This is a genomic window from Bacteroides sp. 3_2_5 (assembly GCF_000159855.2).
GTDB lineage: Bacteria > Bacteroidota > Bacteroidia > Bacteroidales > Bacteroidaceae > Bacteroides > Bacteroides fragilis.
On sequence record NZ_JH636044.1, the window covers coordinates 3,150,246 to 3,171,984 of the forward strand.

The following is a 21,739-nucleotide window of genomic DNA, read 5'->3' on the forward strand; positions in this document are numbered from 1 at the left end:
ACAAAAAGTAGTTAATTCGCTTACAATCCGAAACATTCTAGTTTAGATAAGATAATTAGTGTCAAGCAAACCAACCAAATATTCATCATAATGAAATTAAATCCCTATATTTACCGAACATTTTGATAGGACAACCGAGTATTATCATATAATAAAGCTAAACAGAATGAAGAAACGAGAACTTTTTAACAGCAAAGTCAAAGCAAAGGGGCAGGCAATAGAACCGTGAGATGGTTCCCGGCCCATCGTGTATGTCATGGCAGCTACATGTATGCCTGCGGTGAAGATAGAGGAATATTTCAGATGAACGGTGAAGTTATTATCATAAAAACATAAATCCTTTAAAACAATTACAATTATGTGTGGAATAGCAGGAATCTTCAATATAAAGATTCAGAGCAGGGAACTCAGGAACAAGGCTCTCCGAATGGCACGCAAAATACGTCACCGCGGGCCCGACTGGAGTGGAATGTATTGTGGCGGAAGTGCCATCCTGGCACACGAGCGTCTTTCCATAGTCGATCCGCAAAGCGGAGGACAGCCTCTTTATTCATCCGACCGGAGGCAAGTACTGGCGGTTAACGGCGAAATCTATAACCACCGTGACATCCGCGCCCAATATGCCGGCCGCTACGAGTTCCGGACCGGGAGTGACTGTGAGGTGATCCTCGCCCTTTACCGCGACAAAGGTATTCATTTCCTTGAAGAGCTGAACGGCATCTTCGCCTTTGCCCTTTATGATGAAGAAAAAGACGAATACCTGATTGCCCGGGACCCCATCGGTGTAATACCTTTATATATAGGAAAGGACGCCGAAGGACATGTCTATTTCGGCAGCGAACTCAAAGCGCTCGAAGGGTTCTGCGACGAGTACGAACCCTTCTTACCCGGACACTACTATCACAGCAAGGAGGGGACGATGAAACGCTGGTACACCCGTGACTGGATGGAATATAAAGAGGAGAACGACAAGCAGGCGGACAGCCGCTCTCCCACCCGGCAGATTCAGGACGCCCTTGAGAATGCCGTACACCGTCAACTGATGTCCGACGTACCTTACGGAGTGCTTCTTTCGGGCGGGCTGGACAGTTCTGTTATCTCTGCCATTGCCAAAAAGTATGCCGCCAAACGCATTGAAACCGATGGAGCAAGCGATGCATGGTGGCCGCAGCTACACTCCTTTGCCATCGGACTGAAAGGTGCACCGGACCTGATCAAAGCACGTGAAGTAGCCGAATACATCGGTACGGTTCATCATGAAATAAACTACACCCTTCAGGAAGGGCTCGATGCCATCCGGGATGTTATCTATTTCATTGAGACATACGACGTAACTACCGTCCGTGCTTCTACACCGATGTATCTGTTGGCACGTGTCATCAAGTCGATGGGCATCAAGATGGTATTGAGCGGTGAAGGTGCCGACGAGATCTTCGGCGGCTACCTTTATTTCCACAAAGCACCCGATGCCCGTGCCTTTCACGAAGAGACTGTACGCAAACTGTCTAAACTACATCTATACGATTGCCTTCGCGCCAATAAGAGCCTCGCAGCATGGGGTGTGGAAGGACGTGTCCCTTTCCTCGACAAAGAGTTTCTGGATGTGGCCATGCAACTCGATCCCGAAATAAAAATGGCTCCGGGAAAAGTCATCGAAAAGAAAGTCCTGCGCGAAGCCTTTGCGGATATGCTCCCTTCCGGCATCGCCTGGCGCCAAAAAGAACAGTTCAGTGACGGTGTGGGATATAGTTGGATAGATACGCTGAAAGAGATTACCGCAACGGCTGTCAGTGACGAACAGATGGCACATGCCGCAGAACGTTTTCCCATCCACACCCCTATGAATAAAGAAGAGTATTACTACCGCAGCATCTTCGAAGAGCACTTCCCCAGTGAAAGCGCCGCCCGCAGCGTACCCAGTATCCCCAGCGTAGCCTGTTCGACAGCCGAGGCACTGGCATGGGACACCGCGTTCAAGAACCTGAACGATCCCAGCGGACGTGCCGTAAAAGGAGTACACGAAGAAGCATATTAAAAAGGGTGTAGCTCCAACAGGCAAAGGGTGTAGCCATCGGACGCCCTGGGTGTAGCCCCGACAGACGGATGGCTACACCCTATCCACGGAAGCGTTTCTCCTATTCATACTCCCGTTTTCGGTACACAGGAATGTATTGTAAAGAGATTTAAAAGAATTTTATAGCTTTGTTTAACGCAGATTAGCATCCTTATCCGGCTAAATTGCGTTACTTTTTATATCTTTGAAGGCGAACCAAAAACTGAAATATATGAAAATTAAAAAACTTCTGTTTGCCTCTGCCCTGCTTTTCTCAGCATACAATGCCTCTGCGCAAACTCAGGTCATTGCCCATCGCGGATTCTGGAAAACCGAAGGTTCTGCGCAAAACAGTATCGCCGCCTTGCTAAAAGCCGACTCCATCGGATGCTACGGTTCGGAGTTTGATGTATGGCTGGCAGCCGATGACCAGTTAGTGGTCAACCATGACCCCACATTTAAAGGGAAAAGGATGGAAAACTCACCTTCCACCGCACTGACAGCCATCAAACTCGATAATGGGGAAAGCCTGCCTACCCTTGCCAAATACTTGAAAGCGGCACAACCGCTACACACCCGGTTAATTCTTGAACTGAAAGCACACAGCACCCCACTCCGCGAAACGAAAGCCATCGAAAAAATCGTTGCCCTGGTCAAAGACATGGGACTGGAGGAACGGATGGAGTATATCACCTTCTCCCTGCATGCCACCAAAGAATTTATCCGCTTGGCTCCGGAAGGCACTCCCGTCTACTATCTTGACGGTAACCTGTCACCCAAGGAGCTGAAAGAACTGGGGTGTGCCGGTCCGGACTATCATTACACCGTATTCCGCAAACATCCCGAATGGATTCAGGAATGCCATGATTTGGGCATGAAAGTGAATGCCTGGACCGTGAACAAGACGGATGACATGAAATGGCTGATCGATCGTAAAGTAGATTTCATCACCACCAACGAACCGGTACAGCTGAAAAATCTACTGAAAAAATAAATCTCGGTATCCAATCATTTTTTACATTCTCCCTTGAGTGAGTATCTACCCGCTCAAGGGATTTTTTTTCGGGCCCCCGAAAAAGTATGTTTGGGGACATGCCTATAATAATTCAAAACCAAGTCTTCCAATATTTCAAATTAATTATCTACATTTACGGTCATGCAAAAAGACATGGCATTTACAAACAGAACGTACACAACATAAAAAACATCTAAAATGAAAAAAATCCTATTCTTATTAACGATCCTTGTTTCAGTTCCCGCTTTTTCACAAAGCGCCGATGAACGTATAGGAACTTTTTTAAATCAAGCGGATTGGTTCGGACTTGAAAAAAACTATCCGATACTAAAAGACTCCATGCAGGCGGATTTCCTAAAGCTAATGTCCGAGGCACTGATCGGCTATTACTTCAATCGTCCGGATGAAGCCCTACAAAACATCCATAAACTACTGGTCAACCACCAAGCCGAGATTGGCGGTCAAAATGCACTTAACATGGCTATCCTTGCATGTCAGATTGATGGTCTCAAAGGGAATTATGCCACAGCCGCACAAAACTCGCGAAGCATTATGGAACAACTCAAACAGCAAAGTGCAGAACAAGGAATGTACAAAAGCCTCGAAGGTATCTGTTATTTCTATGATCAGTTGAAGAACATTCCGGCTCCGGGCATCACATGTCCGCAAGAGGATATCATCATTCCTGTCGATATCGAGAAAGTGAAGTTACCGACAAGCATCGAGCCCAAAGGATGGCGCGGTACGACAATTCTAATACCTGTGACCATTAACGGAAAAACCTATCAATTTATTTTCGATACAGGAGCCGGAACAAGCTACATGTCGCAACGCATGGCTAAAGAAACAGGTGTACGCATTTTAAGTGACTCTTTGATAATAAATTCCAATTTACCCGGAGCCATGACGGGAAATTTCGGAACTTTGGAGAATATGCAAATCGGGAGCATTACTTTCCATAACTCCCTCATCACCATAGCACCCCCCAATGCGTTTGACAGTATTATGATAGTTGACGCGGTTCTCGGTATGGATTTTATCGGCTTATTCGATGAAGTCCGCATTTATCCCAAAGATAAAAAAATCGTTTTTCCCAAGAGCTCCACACCTCTCCCATCTTACGGACGTAACTTGATGAAGGTTGACCGTGCACTGAAGTTGAAAGCCCAGGCAAACGGCGAAACACTTATGCTGCATTTCGATACGGGCAACAGCACAGCCGGATTGTTTTATCAGTATTACGAAAAGCATAAGACCGAATTCGAGAGTATCGGCAAAAAAGAAAAAATAACCGGTGGCGGATTCAATCATGTCGTTACAAAAGATATATTACGTTTGCCCTCATTCGATATGGAGATTGGAGATGCAACCGCCCACTTAAAAAATCTCGCAGTGGATATTACCCCCAACGGCATCCCGGCCGAAGATGACGGAAACATCGGCATGGATATGATCAATCAATTTGATTGCGTAACGATCAATCTAAAAGACATGTTCTTAAAACTCGAATAGTGTCTCAATCAGGACTACTGTAAACAGGGGGGCTTCGGACAATGCCGTCAGAAAAGACGAAACAGAGTACCGAAGCCCTCATTATTTCTTCTTTTTCTTTTCGGAATCCCAACAATGAAAATGCAAAATTCATCCTCCACGCCTAACATTCATAAAAATATTTCTATATATTTGTACTTAATTACACTTACATAAATTAAAAATAAAGATGAAAAAGTTATTTGCATTATTATTCATTTCTATGATTTCGGGAATGATAATGGCCCAGATCCCGGAGGTTTCGGGCACTATTGTGTTTAAAAAGGACGGACAGCCCGTCGTTGGGGCATTGGTGAGCGTATTAGGAACAGATATCAGCACCATCACAGACATCGACGGACGTTTTACTTTAAAAGAAATCCCCGAAAAGGCACAGAGAATACGGGTAAAATACATCGGTATGCAACCCAAAGACGTAAAAATAAGACCCATAATGAATGTTACCCTCGACTTAGAGAAAAAACTGGCATTCTTTATACAAGCCGGGGTTGGAGTCAGCGGATACAATCTTGAAAACAATAACGAAGACATCTATGGAGGCAACAATCATTTATACATCCAGGGCGGAGTCGGATTGAACTATAATTTCTCAACCTATTTTTCATTGCAGCCTTCTGTCAATGTGGTGGCCAAAGGTTGTAAGAACATGGGCAGAAGAGGCTCCGATGGCCAAGGAGAAATCACTGTCGACCCTGTATATCTGGAAATCCCTGTCCTGATAGCCGCCCGCTTCATCATATCGGATTTCGGCCGACTGATTTTCAATGCAGGCCCGTATGCCGCCATCGGAATAGCCGGCAAAGGAAAATACACCGACGAATGGGAGGGGACAAGCATGAAATTCGATCTGTTTAGCGGTGACGAAGCCGTTCTCAAACGGTTCGATGCAGGAGTACAGGCAGGGTTTGCTTACGAAATCAAACACATCGGTTTCTCGTACACTTTCGGATACGGACTCCTAAAACCATTTAAAGAATGGAATAAAGAATGGGGAGCGACTCCACACAACATCAGCCACAACTTCGGACTTAAATATATATTCTGATACAGTCCGGATAACGTCATAGAAAAAGGAAGCACTTGAGAAAGGGTGTTTCATAACCCACCACAGATTACACAAAACGATTTTAATCTACTGATACCAATACTATTTATCTGTATAAATCCGTGTAATCTGTGGTGAATACGACTTTTCGACACATCTCCTCTTTTATAAAAAGATCCAATTGACCTGAATCAATCCATCCCTCCCATTACAAAATTCCCCCAAAGGACACAGAACAAAATCGCTTTATTACAGTTTATTAAAATACGAAGTATTCTTATTTCGATCCGGAAGCAAAAACGAGCAAAAGTATTGCAGAATGGAAGACAGGGTAAAATAAATAGATATAAGACATGCTTTTTATAAAAACAAAAGTCAAAAAGACATATCTTTGTGCGGTAACAATACAAAAGGATACATAAATCAATCAATATTGATAAAAATGGCAAGAGCGATTCAATTCACCAAGATGCATGGAACAGGGAATGATTACATCTATGTAAATACTCTCAGATTTCCAATCGCCCGTCCCGAAAAGGCAGCCATCGAATGGAGTGCTTATCATACGGGAATCGGAAGTGACGGCCTTGTGTTGATCGGACACTCGGATAAAGCGGATTTCAGTATGCGCATATTCAATGCCGACGGTTCGGAGGCCATGATGTGTGGCAATGCAAGCCGATGCATCGGCAAATATCTCTATGAATACGGACTGACCTCCAAAAACGTTATCACACTGGACACCCTCTCGGGCATCAAAATATTGGAACTACACCTTGAAGGACGGACCGTAGAAACTGTAACGGTCGACATGGGGGTACCACTGGAAACCGGTACGATTGACTTCGATGGCGAATTTCCGTTCCTTTCTACCCAAGTGTCAATGGGCAACCCGCATCTCGTCACTTTTGTGGACGACATCCGGACCGTCAATCTTTCGGAGATGGGACCGAAGCTGGAAAAACATCCTCTGTTCCCCGACCGTACAAATGTAGAGTTTGCCCAGATAATGGGAAAGAATACAATCCGGATGCGGGTTTGGGAAAGAGGATCGGGCATCACACAAGCCTGCGGGACAGGTGCCTGCGCTACAGCCGTAGCCGCACACCTCACGGGACGGACGGGGCGAACCGTAAACGTAGTAATGGACGGAGGAACACTGACCATAGAATGGGACGAAGCAACAGGCCATATATCTATGACCGGACCGGCCGTAAAAGTTTTCGATGGAACCATAGAACTGAGAGAATAGTTACCCATAAAATCAGGTATCAACCCAACTGAAAAGCTAAAACAAGAACAATATGGCATTAGTAAACGAACATTTTTTGAAATTACCGGGAAGCTATCTGTTCTCGGACATAGCAAAGAAAGTCAATACTTTTAAAATAACGCACCCGAAGCGGGACATCATCCGGCTGGGGATCGGTGACGTGACCCGTCCCCTGCCCAAAGCCTGTATCGAAGCCATGCACAAGGCAGTTGAAGAGATGACATCGGCCGAAACTTTCCGCGGATACGGCCCCGAACAAGGATATGACTTCCTGATCGAAGCCATCATCAAAAACGATTATGCTCCGCGCGGCATACATCTTTCACCTACAGAGGTATTTGTCAACGACGGTGCCAAAAGCGATACGGGCAATATCGGAGATATCCTCCGGCACGATAACAGCGTAGGTGTCACAGACCCCATTTATCCGGTCTACATTGACAGTAACGTCATGTGCGGACGTGCCGGAGTATTGGACACCGAAAGCGGAAAGTGGAGCAACGTCACTTATATGCCCTGCACTGCCGAAAATCATTTTATTCCGGCCATTCCGGAGAAGCGTATCGACATTGTATACCTCTGCTACCCCAACAACCCGACCGGTACGACGCTGACAAAGGCGGAACTGAAGAAATGGGTGGATTACGCATTGGCCAACGACACCCTGATTTTGTTTGATGCAGCCTATGAAGCTTACATCCGGGAACCGGACATCCCCCACTCCATCTACGAAATAAAAGGGGCCAAGAAATGTGCCATCGAATTTCGCAGTTTCTCAAAAACAGCAGGCTTCACAGGAGTGCGTTGCGGATATACCGTCGTACCGAAAGAGCTGACAGCAGCCACGCTCGAAGGAGAACGCATCCCCCTGAACCGGTTGTGGAACCGCCGGCAATGCACCAAATTCAACGGTACGTCGTACATTACGCAACGTGCGGCAGAAGCGATCTACACTCCTGAGGGAAAAGAACAGATTCAGGAAACAATCAATTACTACATGACCAATGCCCGGATCATGAAAGAGGGCCTGGAATCTACCGGCCTGAAAGTGTACGGAGGGGTGAACGCACCCTATTTATGGGTAAAAACTCCAAAGGGAACAAGCTCGTGGCGCTTCTTTGACCAGATGCTATACGAAGCCAACGTAGTAGGAACTCCGGGAGTCGGATTCGGCCCCAGTGGAGAAGGATACATCCGCCTGACAGCATTTGGCGAGCGGGATGATTGTATCGAAGCGATGCGACGCATCAAGAACCGACTGTAATGACAGACAGTCATGTCACCACAGATTACACGGATTTTCACAGATTAATAATTTATTTCATTGAAAATCAGATTAAAGCATCTGTGTTAATCTGTGTAATCTGTGGTGAATACTTGCCCCATCTTTCTTCTATTATTCGATAATCTCCGCATCCTCAATCTCTCCTTTCAGGGGAGTCTTGGGACGACGGCGGGCAAACTTGAACCAGTTGATCAGCTCGGAGACGGCATAAACCAAACTACTGACACCGATAATCATAAAGGCCGTATTACGTGCTCCGGTAGGATTAAACAGGGCTACGATACCCGCTATCAGGATCAAGACCGGTATCACATAGAAACCTCCCGGAACGGGCGTCCAACGACGTGCCATCGAAAGAGAGGCAATCTGTTGCACACCTCCCATAATCAGGATAAAGCCCAACAGAAACATCAGTACGTCGGCAAAGAACCCCGGCATCGTGACCAGCCAAAGTCCGAATAGCAGACTGCCCACTCCCTCGATGGGGAAACGGCGGGACACACCCGGTTCCGGCTTTGTTCCGAAATAGCCGATCAGCACAATAAATCCCGGAATCAGGAACAGGACGCCGATGGTTATGACAATATAGTTAATTGCCGCATCCGGCCAGAGTACCAGTACCAGACCGATGACAAGCGCACAAATAGTGCGGATAAGAGAATAATTCATTGATTTCATATCTTACATTTTTTTAACGGGATATCCCGCATACATTCTGCGAATATACGTGTTTCTGTCTACATATAAAAAGAACAAATGAATTTTGTAATAAGTTCATAGCAAGATTGTAATATCTATTACATCATGCAAGCGTACTTTTGCAAAAAAATAAGTAAACTCTTATCCGAATGAAATCAGACGAAGCGAAACGTAAAAAGCTTTATGTAGAACGGGACATCAGTTGGATGTATTTCAATCAACGCATTTTGCTTGAAGCTGCCCGCCCGGAAGTTCCGTTACTGGAACAACTTACCTTTCTGGGCATTTACTCTAACAATTTAGACGAGTTCTTCCGCGTTCGCGTAGCTACACTGAACCGCATTGTAGAGTACGATGACAAGAACATCCGTGAAGAGCGTGACACGGCCGCACGCACCTTGAAACAGATCGGAAAGCTGCACAATCAATACTACCGGCAGTTTGAAGAAACATTCGCTTCGATCATGGAGAAGTTAAAGCAAGAAAACATCCACGTCATCAAAGATACCGAACTGACACCGGAACAGGAACACTTCATCACTTCACTCTACCGGAACCGGCTGAATGGGTCTACCAATCCGCTCTTTCTTACTAAAACGTCCCGTCATACGGACGACCAGACCGATGAAGACATCTACCTTGCCATCCGCCTGTTGCGCAAAGACAGTGAGGGAAAAGTGAAAATGAAAGATTATGCCGTCATCGGGCTCCCCACCGCCGAGTTCGGACGCTTCATCCGCCTGCCGGATTCGGAAGGCAAAACCTATCTGATGTTTCTGGACGACGTTATCCGCTACTGCTTGCCGATGATCTTCATAGGCATGAATTATACGGACTATGAAGCTTACACTTTCAAGTTCACCAAAGACGCCGAAATGGAGATAGACAGTGATCTGCGTACAGGTGTGCTCCAAAAAATATCGAAGGGGATCAAAAGCCGGAAACGGGGCGAACCGATCCGTTTCGTCTATGACAAAGAGATGCCGAAAGATCTGCTGCGAAAGCTGACCGACCGCCTCAACGTGGATAAAAACGACACCCGTGTAGCAGGCGGGCGCTATCATAACTTCAAAGACCTGATGAAGTTTCCCGACTGCGGACGGTCCGACCTGAAATATCCTGCCTGGCCTCCCGTCTTCAAACAGGAACTGAACGGGACGGAAAGTATCCTGAGACTGATCAGGAAACAGGACCGGTCGCTGCATTACCCCTATCAATCGTTCGATACCGTGATCCGTGTATTGCGCGAGGCAGCCATCAGCAAAGAAGTGAAAAGCATCAAGATGACTCTCTATCGCCTGGCCAAAGACTCGAAGGTAGTGAAAGCTCTGATCTGCGCCGCACAAAACGGAAAAAAAGTAACGGTTATCATCGAATTGCTCGCCCGTTTCGACGAAGCGTCCAACATCAGCTGGAGCAAACGCATGCAAGAGGCAGGAATCAAAGTGATATTCGGAGTGGAAGGTCTGAAAATCCACTCCAAGCTGGTACATATCGGAACACGGTTTGGCGACCTGGCCTGTATCAGCACCGGAAATTTTCATGAAGGAAACGCACGGATGTATACCGATTTCACCATCATGACAGCACATCGCTCCATTGTGAGGGAAGTAGACCGGGTATTCGACTTCATAGAGAAGCCCTACCTCCCGGTGAACTTCAAGGAACTGCTCGTATCGCCCAACGATATGCGCAAACGGCTGACAGCCCTGATCAACCAAGAAATCAAGAACAAGCGACAGGGAAAAGAGGCATACATCCTTGCCAAAGTGAACCATATTACCGACCGGATACTGATACAGAAACTCTACGAAGCTTCGACAGCCGGTGTACAAACAGACCTGGTGGTCCGGGGCAACTGCTCCCTGGTGACCGGCATCCCGGGAGTCAGCGACAACATCCGGATCAACGGCATCATCGACCGTTATCTGGAACATCCGCGCATCTTCATCTTCGCCAACGGAGGGGAAGAAAAATACTATATAGGATCGGCCGACTGGATGCCCCGCAATCTGGACAACCGCATCGAAGTGCTTACGCCTGTATACGACAAAGTGATACAAGCAGAACTGAAACGTGTGGTCTGCTACGGACTTCGCGACACAGCCAAAGGGCGAATCGTGGACGGAAGCGGCGAGAACAAGACTTGGGAAAATAGCGATGCACCTTTCCGCTCGCAGGAAGAATTATACAAATACTATAAAGAATCAGAATGAAAAAGGTAAACTATGCCGCCATCGACATTGGCTCCAATGCCGTGCGGCTACTGATAAAGAGTGTAAATGAAGAGGGTTCGCCCGAGGGTTTGTTGAGGAAAGTCCAACTGATACGCATTCCCCTCCGGCTGGGCGAGGACGCTTTCACCACCGGAGAAATATCAGAAGGGAAAGCAGAAAAACTGATCCGGCTGATGAAAGCCTACAAGCAACTGATGAAAATATTCGAAGTTTCGGATTACCGTGCCTGCGCCACATCTGCCATGCGCGATGCACGCAACGGAAAAGAAATCACGCGCAAGATAGAAAAGAAAACCGGCATCCGTGTCGAAATCATCGACGGTCAGGAAGAAGCGCATATCGTCTACGATAACCACATCGAACAGCTTTTTGCTTCGGGCCAGAATTATCTGTATGTCGATGTCGGCGGCGGCAGCACAGAAATCAATCTGATCTGTGACTCCGAACTCAAAAGTTCACGCTCCTACAACATCGGAACCGTGCGCATGCTCAGCGGCATGGTGAAAAACGAAGAAAAAGAGCAAATGCGAACCGACCTCCAGGCATTGGCTGCCGAATATGCTCCCATACAGATCATAGGATCAGGAGGCAATATCAATAAGCTTTTCCGGCTGGCGGACAAAAAGGATAAGAAACAGTCTTTCCTCCCGATTGAATCGTTGAAGGAAATCTGCGAAACCTTGAAAGCGCTATCAAAAGAAGAACGGATCAAGCAGTTTAAACTGAAACCCGACCGGGCGGATGTAATTGTTCCGGCAGCGGAAATTTTTCTGGAAGTGGCAAAACAAGTAAATGCAACGGGGATCACAGTCCCGACAATCGGACTGTCGGACGGTATCATCGACAGCCTCTATACCAAGAATATGCGCATGGAAACGGACGCTAAATAAAACGGGTCACCACAGATTACACAGATTAACACAGATTATTTATCGTGTTGATTCATGGTATAAAAGAATCTATGCAAATGTGAGCTATGATTCACCACAGATTACACGGATTTTCACAGATTAATAATTTATATTCATCGGGAATTAAATAATCTGTGTTAATCTGTGTAATCTGTGGTGAAATACAAAAGCCTATAGCGAGCTTTTCAGTATTTCCTTTGCAACCGCTCCGGTGACATCTTCATTCTCGCCATATCTCACGCCACGTTCATTGAAGCGGCGTTCTATTTCGTCAATTGTTTCCATGCCGATACCCTCTTCACTTAAGCGGGTGGTCAATCCCAGTGAACGGAAAAATTCTTCGGTGCGGCGGATAGCTTCATCGATGCGTTCGTCACGGCTTCCGGACGTAATGCCCAGCACCCTCTCTCCATATTGCAGAATCTTGTCACCTTTTGCTTTACGGAGCACACGCAACGTACCGGGGAAGACAATGACCAGTGTGTGTCCGTGGGTCAAGCCATGCAACGCAGTCAGTTCATGCCCGATCATGTGTGTAGCCCAATCCTGAGATACTCCCATGGCGATAAAGCCGTTCAGTGCCATAGTGGCCGACAGCATAAAATCGGACATCAACTGATAATCGTGCTGATTCTCACGGATCTTGGGAGCTATTTCCATCAAGGTCTGCAAAATGCCTTCCGCCCAACGGTCCATTACCCGGCTCTGTCCCGGAGTAGTCATATATTGCTCCATCACATGCACAAACGTATCGGCAATTCCACAAGCCACCTGATGGGGCGGCAAAGTAAACGTCACTTCCGGATCGAGGATAGAGAACAGAGGATAATTGGAATAGAAAGGATATTTTTCTTTGGTTTCATGGCGCGAAATCACGGCTCTGCTATTCATTTCCGATCCTGTGGCAGGCAGGGTAAGAACAGTGGCAAGAGGGACGGTGTGGGTCACCGGACGCCCGGCAAGTACCAGATCCCAGGCGTCGCCGTCATACAGCAGTCCGGCGGAAATCAGCTTGGTGCCATCAATGACCGATCCTCCTCCTACTGCAAGCAGATAGTCCACCTTTTCCTCCTTTCCGAGAGCGATGGCCTTACGCAAGGTCTCGATGGAAGGGTTAGGTTCAATTCCCCAAAACTCTACAGTGAAATGATTCTTCAGTGCTTCTTTCACCTGGTCATATACACCATTCTTTTTCACACTACCACCACCGAAGGTAATCATCACCCGTTTGTCCGCCGGTATTTCTTCACTCAAGCGACTGATCATCCCGCGTCCCATGATCAGTTTTACGGGATTCTGAAAAATAAAATTATCCATAGGTTATTACTTTATATCGTCATTTGTACAGAATTCAATCTGATACAAAAATAATCGCTTCTTTCCAGAAAACAAAAAGATTCGCAAGGTATTCCATACGGAAAAAAGACTTAAGCGTTTCCCGCAAAAGACTTAAACGTTTTTTGAAAACGCTTAAACGTTTCACCGAAAAGACTTAAGTGTTTAGTATGAAAGATTCAAGTCTTTAGTTTACAGGCAGCCAGGCATTGATATCTTCGGCTACAAAAAGCCAGTAAAGCAGCAATAGGATGAATATGACAACGGCAATCGCAATTAAAACTTTTCTTTGTTTCATAATGTTGGTTTCTGTTTTTAAATAAATTATATCTGAGAAACAATATAAATAACAAAATGTTTAAAAAGAGTTTCCTTTTCAAACGATCAATAATTCTTCCTTACATCTCATGTACATATAATGTACATCTGTTAGGGCCAAAAATCCAAGGGCCATTCTATGCGCCAATTGAATCGGAAAAGAAAAATAAAAAGACAACAATAACAGCTAATAATCAAATAGTTACAAATAACAACCAACAAAAGCAGTGGACTAAAAAAAGCAGAAAGGTGAACAGTAAAAAGAATACGATTTAAAGTACATGTATAATATAATATATTTTACATTTTTCAAAAAATGAAGCGAAGTGTCCCCATGACTCATAAAAGTTTCTTTTCACAACACACTAACTTCCTTTAGGGGGGTAGACTGGCACATAGAGTGGCCCTTGGACTTTTGGCCCTTGATTTTAATTTCGAAAAAGAATTAACCATCTAATAATTAATAAATTAAACTTAAAAAGAAGCCAAAACAATGTGGTCACGAATAGCTAAACGAACAACCACTACAGATGGGTGTACAAAGAGCAAAAATACATACAATAGACACTTTAAAAACAATTCGTTTTTGGGGGACAAAACAAAAAATAAAAAGGAGGGCAATAAAAAAAAGAAAGATTTTATTTGTTATTCCAAACAAAGTATCTATATTTGCCCCCGTTAAATAACAATTAGCAATGATGACAATGCAAGTAAATACATATTGGTGGTGGCGCCCGTTACAACTCCGACAGTCGTAAGGGAGCAGCGCTCGTATGTATATACCTCATTAAAGATATAACAGAATTTAGAAAGAGCCCTGTCGCAACCTGCGACGGGGCTCTTTTTTTTAACCCCAAATACAAATAACAAATAAAGATAGGATTATGAAAAGTTTTTTAGTTGATCAGGATGGCTATTACGGAGAATTTGGAGGTGCTTATGTACCTGAAATCCTCCACAAGTGTGTAGAAGAGTTGCAGAATACTTATCTCGACGTAATAGAGAGCGAGGACTTCAAGAAAGAGTTCGACCAATTGTTGCGTGACTACGTAGGACGCCCTTCCCCACTCTATCCGGCCCGCCGCCTGTCGGAGAAGTACGGTTGCAAGATGTATCTGAAACGGGAAGACCTGAATCACACGGGTGCCCATAAAATCAATAACACCATCGGACAAATTCTACTGGCAAGACGCATGGGTAAGAAACGTATCATTGCAGAGACCGGTGCCGGACAGCACGGGGTGGCAACAGCCACAGTCTGTGCCCTGATGAACATGGAGTGCATCGTATACATGGGCAAAACGGATGTAGAACGCCAGCACATCAATGTAGAAAAGATGAAAATGCTGGGAGCGACAGTCGTTCCGGTCACTTCGGGCAACATGACTCTGAAAGATGCCACGAACGAAGCCATCCGAGACTGGTGCTGCCATCCCTCGGATACGTATTACATCATCGGTTCTACCGTAGGGCCGCACCCATATCCGGACATGGTGGCCCGTTTGCAGTCGGTCATCAGCGAAGAGATAAAAAAACAGCTTCAGGAGAAAGAAGGACGTGACTATCCGGACTATCTGATTGCTTGCGTGGGCGGAGGAAGCAACGCTGCCGGAACCATCTATCATTATATCGACGACGAACGGGTACGGATCGTATTGGCCGAAGCCGGCGGCAAGGGAATTGAAACCGGGATGACGGCAGCCACCATCCAACTCGGAAAAATGGGGATCATTCATGGGGCACGTACGTTTGTGATCCAAAACGAAGACGGACAGATTGAGGAACCTTATTCCATCTCCGCCGGACTGGACTATCCCGGTATCGGCCCGATGCACGCCAACCTGGCAGACAAAAAACGGGCAATGGTACTGGCTGTCAATGATGACGAAGCCATCCGTGCCGCTTACGAGTTGACCCGGCTGGAAGGAATCATTCCTGCCCTGGAATCGGCCCACGCATTGGGAGCCTTGGAAAAAATAACTTTCAAGCCGGAGGATGTAGTCGTACTGACAGTATCGGGACGGGGAGATAAAGATATAGAAACTTATCTGGGATAAATCATTTCACCACAGATTACACAGATTAACACAGATTTTTAAACTCTCGTTTGTGGAATATCAAAAAAAACTCTCTGTGAAACTCGGGGTTACTCTATGGTGAATCCAAAATCAAATTAAAAAGAAATGAAATTATGAATGCCTTCAATTATACCACCCATAGCAAGCAAGTCCTGGGCGACCTGCACACTCCGGTAAGCATTTACCTCAAAGTACGTGATATGTATCCGCAATCCGCATTAATGGAAAGCTCGGACTACCATGCCGGAGAAAACTCTCTCTCGTTCATCGCCCTCTGCCCATTGGCAAGCATCGGCATCAACAGTGGAATCGTAACCACTACTTACCCCGACAATACCCGCCGGGAAGAACCGCTCAGCCAATCGTTCCGGGTAGAAAATGCGCTCAACCGCTTTATCAACCGGTTCCATGTGGAAGGAGACGACAAGAAATTCTGCGGGCTATACGGCTACACCACGTTCAATGCCGTGAAGTATTTTGAACACATCCCCGTGAAAGAAAGTCATGACGAACAGAATGACGCTCCCGACTTACTATACATATTATATAAGTATATCATCGTCTTCAATCACTTTAAGAATGAACTCACTCTGGTAGAGATGCTGGCTGAAGGAGAAGAAAGCAATTTGTCACAACTGGAATCGGCCATTGAAAACCGTAACTATGCTTCATACAATTTCTCTGTGACCGGCCCTGTCACCAGCACCATCACCGACGAAGAACACAAGGCAAACGTACGCAAAGGCATCGCCCATTGCCTGCGGGGAGATGTCTTCCAGATTGTGCTTTCCAGACGGTTTATCCAACCTTATGCGGGTGACGACTTCAAAGTGTATCGTGCTTTGCGAAGCATCAACCCCTCTCCCTACCTGTTCTATTTCGATTTCGGCGGCTACCGCATCTTCGGCTCGTCACCCGAAACGCATTGCAAAGTGGAAAGCGGACAGGCGTATATCGACCCGATTGCCGGCACCACACGCCGCACGGGAGACACCATCAAAGACAAGGAACTGACGGAAGCTCTTTTGGCTGATCCGAAAGAAAACGCAGAACATGTAATGCTGGTGGACCTGGCACGCAACGATCTCAGCCGGAATTGCCACGATGTACGGGTAGTATTCTACAAAGAACCCCAATACTACAGCCATGTCATCCATCTGGTGAGCCGCGTCAGCGGTGCTCTGAACAACGGAGCAAATCCGCTCAAGACCTTTATCGACACTTTCCCTGCCGGAACCCTGAGCGGTGCGCCCAAGGTACGTGCCATGCAGCTTATCAGCGAAATAGAACCTCACAACCGCGGAGCCTACGGAGGTTGTATCGGCTTCATCGGCCTGAACGGAGAATTGAACCAGGCGATAACGATCCGCACTTTCGTAAGCCGCAACAACGAATTGTGGTTCCAGGCCGGAGGCGGTATCGTAGCACGCAGTCAGGACGAATACGAACTGCAAGAAGTCAATAATAAACTGGGGGCCCTGAAAAAGGCAATAGACCTGGCCGTAAAACTAAAAAACTGAAGTAAAATGAATAGGTTCACCACAGAGTAACACAGAGTTCCACAGAGTTTTAATCTCTTGCTTATAGGATGTTTACGAGAAAATATCTTCTCTGTGAAACTCTGTGTCACTCTGTGGTGAATCCCCCAAACAATTTCAAAACAATGAACAACGAGATAAATACCCTTAACAGACAGAAAGGAGCGATTCTCCTTCTGGACAATTATGACTCTTTCACCTATAACCTGCTGCATGTGGTAAAAGAACAGGGAGTGACCGACATTGAAGTATTCCGCAATGACGAGATAACACTGGACGAGGTGGAACGTTTCGATAAGATCATCCTCTCGCCGGGACCGGGCATACCGGAAGAAGCCGGACTGTTACTGCCCATCATCCGGAAATATGCGGCAACCAAAAGTATCCTGGGAGTTTGTCTGGGCCATCAGGCCATCGGCGAAGCATTCGGAGCCACACTCGAAAATTTGACGGAAGTATATCACGGGGTTCAGACTCCGGTCAGCATATTGAAAGAAGATATCCTCTTCAGTGGATTGGGACGTGAAATTCCCGTAGGACGCTATCACTCCTGGGTGGTGAGCCGCAAGGATTTCCCCGGATGCCTGGAGATCACGGCCGAAAGCCGGGAGGGACAAATCATGGCATTACGACACCGGACGTACGACGTACATGGCATTCAGTTTCATCCCGAATCGGTGCTGACCCCACAGGGAAAAGAGATAATCAAGAACTTCTTAAACAACCGATAAGCGCGCCTTATGACCGCGCATGCGTAACATTGAAAAAACAAACTATATGAAACAGATTTTATACAAATTATTCGAACATCAATATCTGGGTCGCGACGAAGCCCGCACCATATTGCAGAACATTGCACAAGGCAAATACAATGATGCACAGGTGGCCTCGCTGATCACCGTCTTCCTGATGCGTAACATCTCGGTAGAGGAACTTTGCGGATTTCGTGACGCACTGCTTGAAATGCGGGTCCCGGTAGATTTGAGTGAGTTTGCCCCAATAGACATTGTGGGAACCGGAGGGGACGGCAAGAATACCTTCAACATCTCCACCGCGGCTTGCTTCACAGTAGCCGGTGCCGGATTTCCGGTAGTCAAACATGGGAATTACGGTGCCACTTCCGTCAGCGGAGCCAGCAACGTGATGGAACAGCACGGAGTAAAGTTCACCGACCATACAGACCGCCTGCGCCGCTCGATGGAGAAGTGTAACATCGCTTATCTGCATGCACCTCTGTTCAACCCGGCTCTGAAAGCGGTGGCACCGATACGCAAAGCATTGGCCGTACGCACGTTCTTCAATATGCTGGGCCCGTTGGTAAACCCTGTCATCCCCACCTATCAACTGCTCGGAGTATACAACCTCCCGCTGCTCCGCCTGTATACCTATACCTATCAGGAAAGCGCTACCCGCTTTGCGGTAGTACATAGCCTGGACGGATATGACGAAATCTCTCTGACCGACGAATTTAAAGTGGCGACATGTGGAAACGAGAAAATCTACACTCCGGAGAGCCTGGGATTCAACCGCTGTCGGGAATCCGAACTCGACGGTGGAAATACCCCGGAAGATGCCACAAGAATATTTGACGCCGTAATGGAGGGAACAGCCACCGAAGCACAGAAGAATGTGGTGATCGTCAATGCGGCCTTTGCCATCCGGGTGATTTGTCCGGAGAAACCGATAGAAGAATGTATCGCCCTGGCACGGGAATCACTGGAAAGCGGCAAGGCACGGGAGACTTTAAAGAAATTTGTCGAACTAAACGGATAGAAAAGCTATCACCCATCAAAGAAACATGAAAGATATATTATCTGAAATCATTGCCAATAAACGTTTTGAGATCGACCTGCAGAAACAGGCCATCCCATCGGAACAGCTTCAGGAGAAGTTATCTGACGAGGTACAGCCGGGCTACTCCATGAAGCAGGCACTGGCCTCTTCGGCTACCGGTATCATTGCCGAGTTCAAACGCCGGTCTCCGTCCAAAGGCTGGATCTATGAAAATGCATGTCCGGAACAAGTCGTGCCGGACTATATAGCCGCCGGTGCTTCGGCGCTTTCTATACTCACGGATGAAAAATTCTTCGGAGGAAGCCTGAAGGATATTCGCACAGCACGCCCTTTGGTGAATATCCCGATCCTGCGCAAAGATTTTATAATCGATGAATATCAACTGTTCCAGGCCAAAATTGTGGGAGCCGACGCCATATTGCTGATAGCCGCCGCACTGGAGGCCGATCAATGTCATGCGCTTGCCGCAAAAGCCCATGAATTGGGACTGGAAGTCTTGCTAGAGATTCATACTGCCGAAGAACTGCCATTTATAAATAAGGAGATAGACATGGTAGGTATCAATAACCGCAACCTGGGCACTTTCTTCACAGATATAGAGAATTCTTTCCGGTTAGCCGGACAGTTGCCTCAGGATGCGCTGTTGGTATCGGAAAGCGGCATCTCGGATCCGGAAACAGTGAAACGCCTGCGTAAAGCCGGGTTCCGGGGATTCCTGATCGGAGAAACGTTTATGAAAGCCCAACAGCCCGGACAGAAATTAAAAGAATTTATAAACGACCTGAATTCACCACAGAGTGACACAGAGTCTCACTGAGAATTTTTCAAAGAAAACATTTATAATAAAAAAAATAAAACTCAGTGAGACTCAGTGTCACTCTGTGGTGAACCCAACTTTAAACCCAAAATGATGAACGACAAATTAATAAAAGTCTGCGGGATGCGCGAAGCTGAAAATATTCGTGAGGTAGAGCAACTAAAGGTGAACATGATAGGCTTCATCTTCTATCCGAAATCTCCCCGTTGCCTCTACGAACTTCCTGCCTACATGCCGGTCAAAGCAAAGCGTGTCGGTGTCTTTGTCAACGAAGACAAAAAGGAGATCGAAATATTTGCCGACCGTTTCAGCCTGGATTATATCCAGCTGCATGGCAATGAATCGCCGGAATACTGTCATTCGCTCCGGGCTACCGGACTGCGGCTGATCAAAGCGTTCTCCATTGCCCGAAGAAAAGACTTTGAAAACATCGGAACTTACGAAGAGTCCTGCGACTATTTCCTGTTCGACACCAAATGCGAACAACATGGCGGCTCAGGAAATCAGTTCGACTGGAGCATGTTAAACAGTTATAAAGGGAAAAAGCCTTTTCTGCTTAGTGGAGGCATCAATCCATACAGTCCGCCTACACTGAAAGAGTTGCGCCATCCACAACTGGCAGGCTTCGATCTGAACAGCCGTTTCGAAACAAAACCGGGATTGAAAGATGTGGAAAGACTCAGGCACTTTCTGGAGGAACTGAGGAAATAACCCGCATCTGCACCAACCCTATATTCACATAAGACAGTAACAGATAAAAATAAAAGTATATGAACAGAATAAACCAACTTTTCGACAGCAATCCCAGAGATTTGCTATCCATCTATTTTTGTGCCGGCTATCCTACTCTCGAAGGGACAACCGAAGTAATCCGTACTCTTGAAAAACATGGAGTGAACATGATTGAAATCGGTATTCCTTTCAGCGATCCGATGGCTGACGGTATGGTGATTCAGAATGCCGCCACGCAGGCCCTCCGCAACGGAATGTCACTCAGACTATTGTTTGAACAACTGCACGACATCCGTCGGGATGTAAAAATCCCATTAATCCTGATGGGATATCTCAACCCGATCATGCAGTTCGGCTTTGACAACTTCTGCCGGCAATGCGCCGAATGCGGCATTGACGGAGTCATCATTCCCGACCTTCCTTTCAAAGACTATCAGGAACACTTCCGCACCATTGCAGAGCGGTATGACGTGAAGGTAATCATGCTTATCACCCCTGAAACAAGTGAAGAACGCGTACGCGAGATTGATGAACACACCGACGGATTCATTTATATGGTTTCATCGGCTGCCACCACAGGAGCTCAACAAGACTTTGACGGGCAAAAACGTGCTTACTTTAAAAAGATCGAAAAAATGAATCTTCGCAATCCCCGGATGGTCGGTTTCGGTATCAGCAACGAGGCTACCTTCCGTGCCGCTTGCGAAAATGCCTCGGGAGCCATCATCGGCAGCCGTTTTGTCACTCTGCTCCATGAAGAGAAGAACCCGGAGAAAGCAATCACACGCTTAAAAGCTATTTTGAATTTATCATCCAATGATTTGAGATAAATCAATCCCCCAAAAAGATGTATCCACCACAGAAGCTCACACAGATTTGCACAGATTAATTTCATTAGTTATCAATAGACTAGCTACACAATATGGAATTCTGTGTGAACTTCTGTGGTGAATGCTCCCCCCTCCCCGCCGTTCATCATCGAAAACCGTTTGTCATTGAAAGTTTATTGTTTTTCATTCGCCGTTCATCACTTAAAATTGTTATCTTTGTCGGGAAAA

Annotated in this window: 18 protein-coding genes; 16 read left to right on the forward strand and 2 right to left on the reverse strand. The window is 46.5% G+C overall.

Going from position 1 to position 21,739, the window contains the following annotated elements; all coding sequences use genetic code 11:
- Positions 1-358: 358 nt before the first annotated feature.
- The 6 genes from asnB (at position 359) to BSHG_RS05260 (ending at position 8,201) form a co-directional block, all read left to right on the forward strand.
- Positions 359-2,035 (forward strand): asparagine synthase B, encoded by a 1,677-nt coding sequence (asnB, locus tag BSHG_RS05285; protein WP_008660553.1) that lies wholly within the window; start codon positions 359-361, stop codon positions 2,033-2,035.
- A gap of 250 nt (positions 2,036-2,285) precedes the next feature.
- The gene (locus BSHG_RS05280) at positions 2,286-3,047 is read left to right on the forward strand and encodes a glycerophosphodiester phosphodiesterase family protein (protein WP_005788251.1); all 762 of its coding nucleotides are present in this window, start codon (positions 2,286-2,288) and stop codon (positions 3,045-3,047) included.
- A gap of 219 nt (positions 3,048-3,266) precedes the next feature.
- Positions 3,267-4,580: a retroviral-like aspartic protease family protein gene (locus BSHG_RS05275; protein WP_008660557.1), complete on the forward strand. Its 1,314-nt coding sequence runs from the start codon at positions 3,267-3,269 to the stop codon at positions 4,578-4,580.
- A gap of 208 nt (positions 4,581-4,788) precedes the next feature.
- The gene (locus tag BSHG_RS05270; protein ID WP_008660558.1) at positions 4,789-5,664 is read left to right on the forward strand and encodes an outer membrane beta-barrel protein; all 876 of its coding nucleotides are present in this window, start codon (positions 4,789-4,791) and stop codon (positions 5,662-5,664) included.
- 442 nt (positions 5,665-6,106) lie between these two features.
- Positions 6,107-6,916: a diaminopimelate epimerase gene (gene dapF, locus BSHG_RS05265; RefSeq protein ID WP_008660560.1), complete on the forward strand. Its 810-nt coding sequence runs from the start codon at positions 6,107-6,109 to the stop codon at positions 6,914-6,916.
- A 52-nt stretch (positions 6,917-6,968) separates the two neighbouring features.
- On the forward strand, positions 6,969-8,201 hold the full coding sequence (locus BSHG_RS05260; protein ID WP_005793370.1) for an LL-diaminopimelate aminotransferase: 1,233 nt from the start codon (positions 6,969-6,971) through the stop codon (positions 8,199-8,201).
- Between the two features lie 132 nt (positions 8,202-8,333).
- On the opposite strand, the gene BSHG_RS05255 is transcribed toward BSHG_RS05260, so the two are convergent.
- Positions 8,334-8,900: an HdeD family acid-resistance protein gene (locus tag BSHG_RS05255; RefSeq protein ID WP_005788262.1), complete on the reverse strand. Its 567-nt coding sequence runs from the start codon at positions 8,898-8,900 to the stop codon at positions 8,334-8,336.
- A 170-nt stretch (positions 8,901-9,070) separates the two neighbouring features.
- On the opposite strand from BSHG_RS05255, the gene BSHG_RS05250 reads away from it, so the two are divergent.
- Positions 9,071-11,137, forward strand: coding sequence for an RNA degradosome polyphosphate kinase (locus BSHG_RS05250; protein ID WP_005788264.1), 2,067 nt, complete (start codon positions 9,071-9,073; stop codon positions 11,135-11,137).
- Positions 11,134-12,048, forward strand: coding sequence for a Ppx/GppA family phosphatase (locus tag BSHG_RS05245; RefSeq protein ID WP_005788266.1), 915 nt, complete (start codon positions 11,134-11,136; stop codon positions 12,046-12,048). The genes BSHG_RS05250 and BSHG_RS05245 overlap by 4 nt, the downstream gene beginning before the upstream one ends.
- A 192-nt stretch (positions 12,049-12,240) precedes the next feature.
- On the opposite strand, the gene BSHG_RS05240 is transcribed toward BSHG_RS05245, so the two are convergent.
- On the reverse strand, positions 12,241-13,386 hold the full coding sequence (locus BSHG_RS05240; RefSeq protein ID WP_008660567.1) for an iron-containing alcohol dehydrogenase: 1,146 nt from the start codon (positions 13,384-13,386) through the stop codon (positions 12,241-12,243).
- A gap of 372 nt (positions 13,387-13,758) precedes the next feature.
- On the opposite strand from BSHG_RS05240, the gene BSHG_RS23730 reads away from it, so the two are divergent.
- From BSHG_RS23730 to trpA, 8 genes are all read left to right on the forward strand, one after another.
- A complete protein-coding gene (locus BSHG_RS23730; RefSeq protein WP_008660570.1) occupies positions 13,759-13,998 on the forward strand; it encodes a hypothetical protein in 240 nt (79 codons plus the stop codon).
- Between the two features lie 608 nt (positions 13,999-14,606).
- Positions 14,607-15,779, forward strand: coding sequence for a tryptophan synthase subunit beta (gene trpB / locus BSHG_RS05230; protein WP_005788278.1), 1,173 nt, complete (start codon positions 14,607-14,609; stop codon positions 15,777-15,779).
- Positions 15,780-15,913: 134 nt separating this feature from the next.
- Positions 15,914-17,320, forward strand: a complete 1,407-nt coding sequence (locus BSHG_RS05225) for an anthranilate synthase component I family protein (protein WP_005788280.1) — start codon at positions 15,914-15,916, stop codon at positions 17,318-17,320.
- A 143-nt stretch (positions 17,321-17,463) separates the two neighbouring features.
- Complete coding sequence (locus BSHG_RS05220; RefSeq protein WP_050443357.1) at positions 17,464-18,069, forward strand: anthranilate synthase component II; 606 nt, start codon at positions 17,464-17,466, stop codon at positions 18,067-18,069.
- A 46-nt stretch (positions 18,070-18,115) separates the two neighbouring features.
- A complete protein-coding gene (gene trpD / locus BSHG_RS05215; protein WP_005793365.1) occupies positions 18,116-19,111 on the forward strand; it encodes an anthranilate phosphoribosyltransferase in 996 nt (331 codons plus the stop codon).
- 25 nt (positions 19,112-19,136) lie between these two features.
- Positions 19,137-19,949: an indole-3-glycerol phosphate synthase TrpC gene (gene trpC / locus BSHG_RS05210; RefSeq protein WP_008660577.1), complete on the forward strand. Its 813-nt coding sequence runs from the start codon at positions 19,137-19,139 to the stop codon at positions 19,947-19,949.
- Between the two features lie 90 nt (positions 19,950-20,039).
- Positions 20,040-20,660: a phosphoribosylanthranilate isomerase gene (locus BSHG_RS05205; protein WP_008769019.1), complete on the forward strand. Its 621-nt coding sequence runs from the start codon at positions 20,040-20,042 to the stop codon at positions 20,658-20,660.
- Positions 20,661-20,719: 59 nt separating this feature from the next.
- Positions 20,720-21,511: a tryptophan synthase subunit alpha gene (gene trpA / locus BSHG_RS05200; RefSeq protein WP_005788291.1), complete on the forward strand. Its 792-nt coding sequence runs from the start codon at positions 20,720-20,722 to the stop codon at positions 21,509-21,511.
- Positions 21,512-21,739 lie beyond the last annotated feature (228 nt).

Bases quoted from the DNA above. Each gene is read 5' to 3' on its own strand.
- asnB (WP_008660553.1), top strand. From the start codon at position 359: ATGTGTGGAATAGCAGGAATCTTCAATATAAAGATTCAGAGCAGGGAA.
- BSHG_RS05280 (WP_005788251.1), top strand. From the start codon at position 2,286: ATGAAAATTAAAAAACTTCTGTTTGCCTCTGCCCTGCTTTTCTCAGCA.
- BSHG_RS05275 (WP_008660557.1), top strand. From the start codon at position 3,267: ATGAAAAAAATCCTATTCTTATTAACGATCCTTGTTTCAGTTCCCGCT.
- BSHG_RS05270 (WP_008660558.1), top strand. From the start codon at position 4,789: ATGAAAAAGTTATTTGCATTATTATTCATTTCTATGATTTCGGGAATG.
- dapF (WP_008660560.1), top strand. From the start codon at position 6,107: ATGGCAAGAGCGATTCAATTCACCAAGATGCATGGAACAGGGAATGAT.
- BSHG_RS05260 (WP_005793370.1), top strand. From the start codon at position 6,969: ATGGCATTAGTAAACGAACATTTTTTGAAATTACCGGGAAGCTATCTG.
- BSHG_RS05255 (WP_005788262.1), bottom strand. From the start codon at position 8,900: ATGAAATCAATGAATTATTCTCTTATCCGCACTATTTGTGCGCTTGTC.
- BSHG_RS05250 (WP_005788264.1), top strand. From the start codon at position 9,071: ATGAAATCAGACGAAGCGAAACGTAAAAAGCTTTATGTAGAACGGGAC.
- BSHG_RS05245 (WP_005788266.1), top strand. From the start codon at position 11,134: ATGAAAAAGGTAAACTATGCCGCCATCGACATTGGCTCCAATGCCGTG.
- BSHG_RS05240 (WP_008660567.1), bottom strand. From the start codon at position 13,386: ATGGATAATTTTATTTTTCAGAATCCCGTAAAACTGATCATGGGACGC.
- BSHG_RS23730 (WP_008660570.1), top strand. From the start codon at position 13,759: ATGTTTAAAAAGAGTTTCCTTTTCAAACGATCAATAATTCTTCCTTAC.
- trpB (WP_005788278.1), top strand. From the start codon at position 14,607: ATGAAAAGTTTTTTAGTTGATCAGGATGGCTATTACGGAGAATTTGGA.
- BSHG_RS05225 (WP_005788280.1), top strand. From the start codon at position 15,914: ATGAATGCCTTCAATTATACCACCCATAGCAAGCAAGTCCTGGGCGAC.
- BSHG_RS05220 (WP_050443357.1), top strand. From the start codon at position 17,464: ATGAACAACGAGATAAATACCCTTAACAGACAGAAAGGAGCGATTCTC.
- trpD (WP_005793365.1), top strand. From the start codon at position 18,116: ATGAAACAGATTTTATACAAATTATTCGAACATCAATATCTGGGTCGC.
- trpC (WP_008660577.1), top strand. From the start codon at position 19,137: ATGAAAGATATATTATCTGAAATCATTGCCAATAAACGTTTTGAGATC.
- BSHG_RS05205 (WP_008769019.1), top strand. From the start codon at position 20,040: ATGATGAACGACAAATTAATAAAAGTCTGCGGGATGCGCGAAGCTGAA.
- trpA (WP_005788291.1), top strand. From the start codon at position 20,720: ATGAACAGAATAAACCAACTTTTCGACAGCAATCCCAGAGATTTGCTA.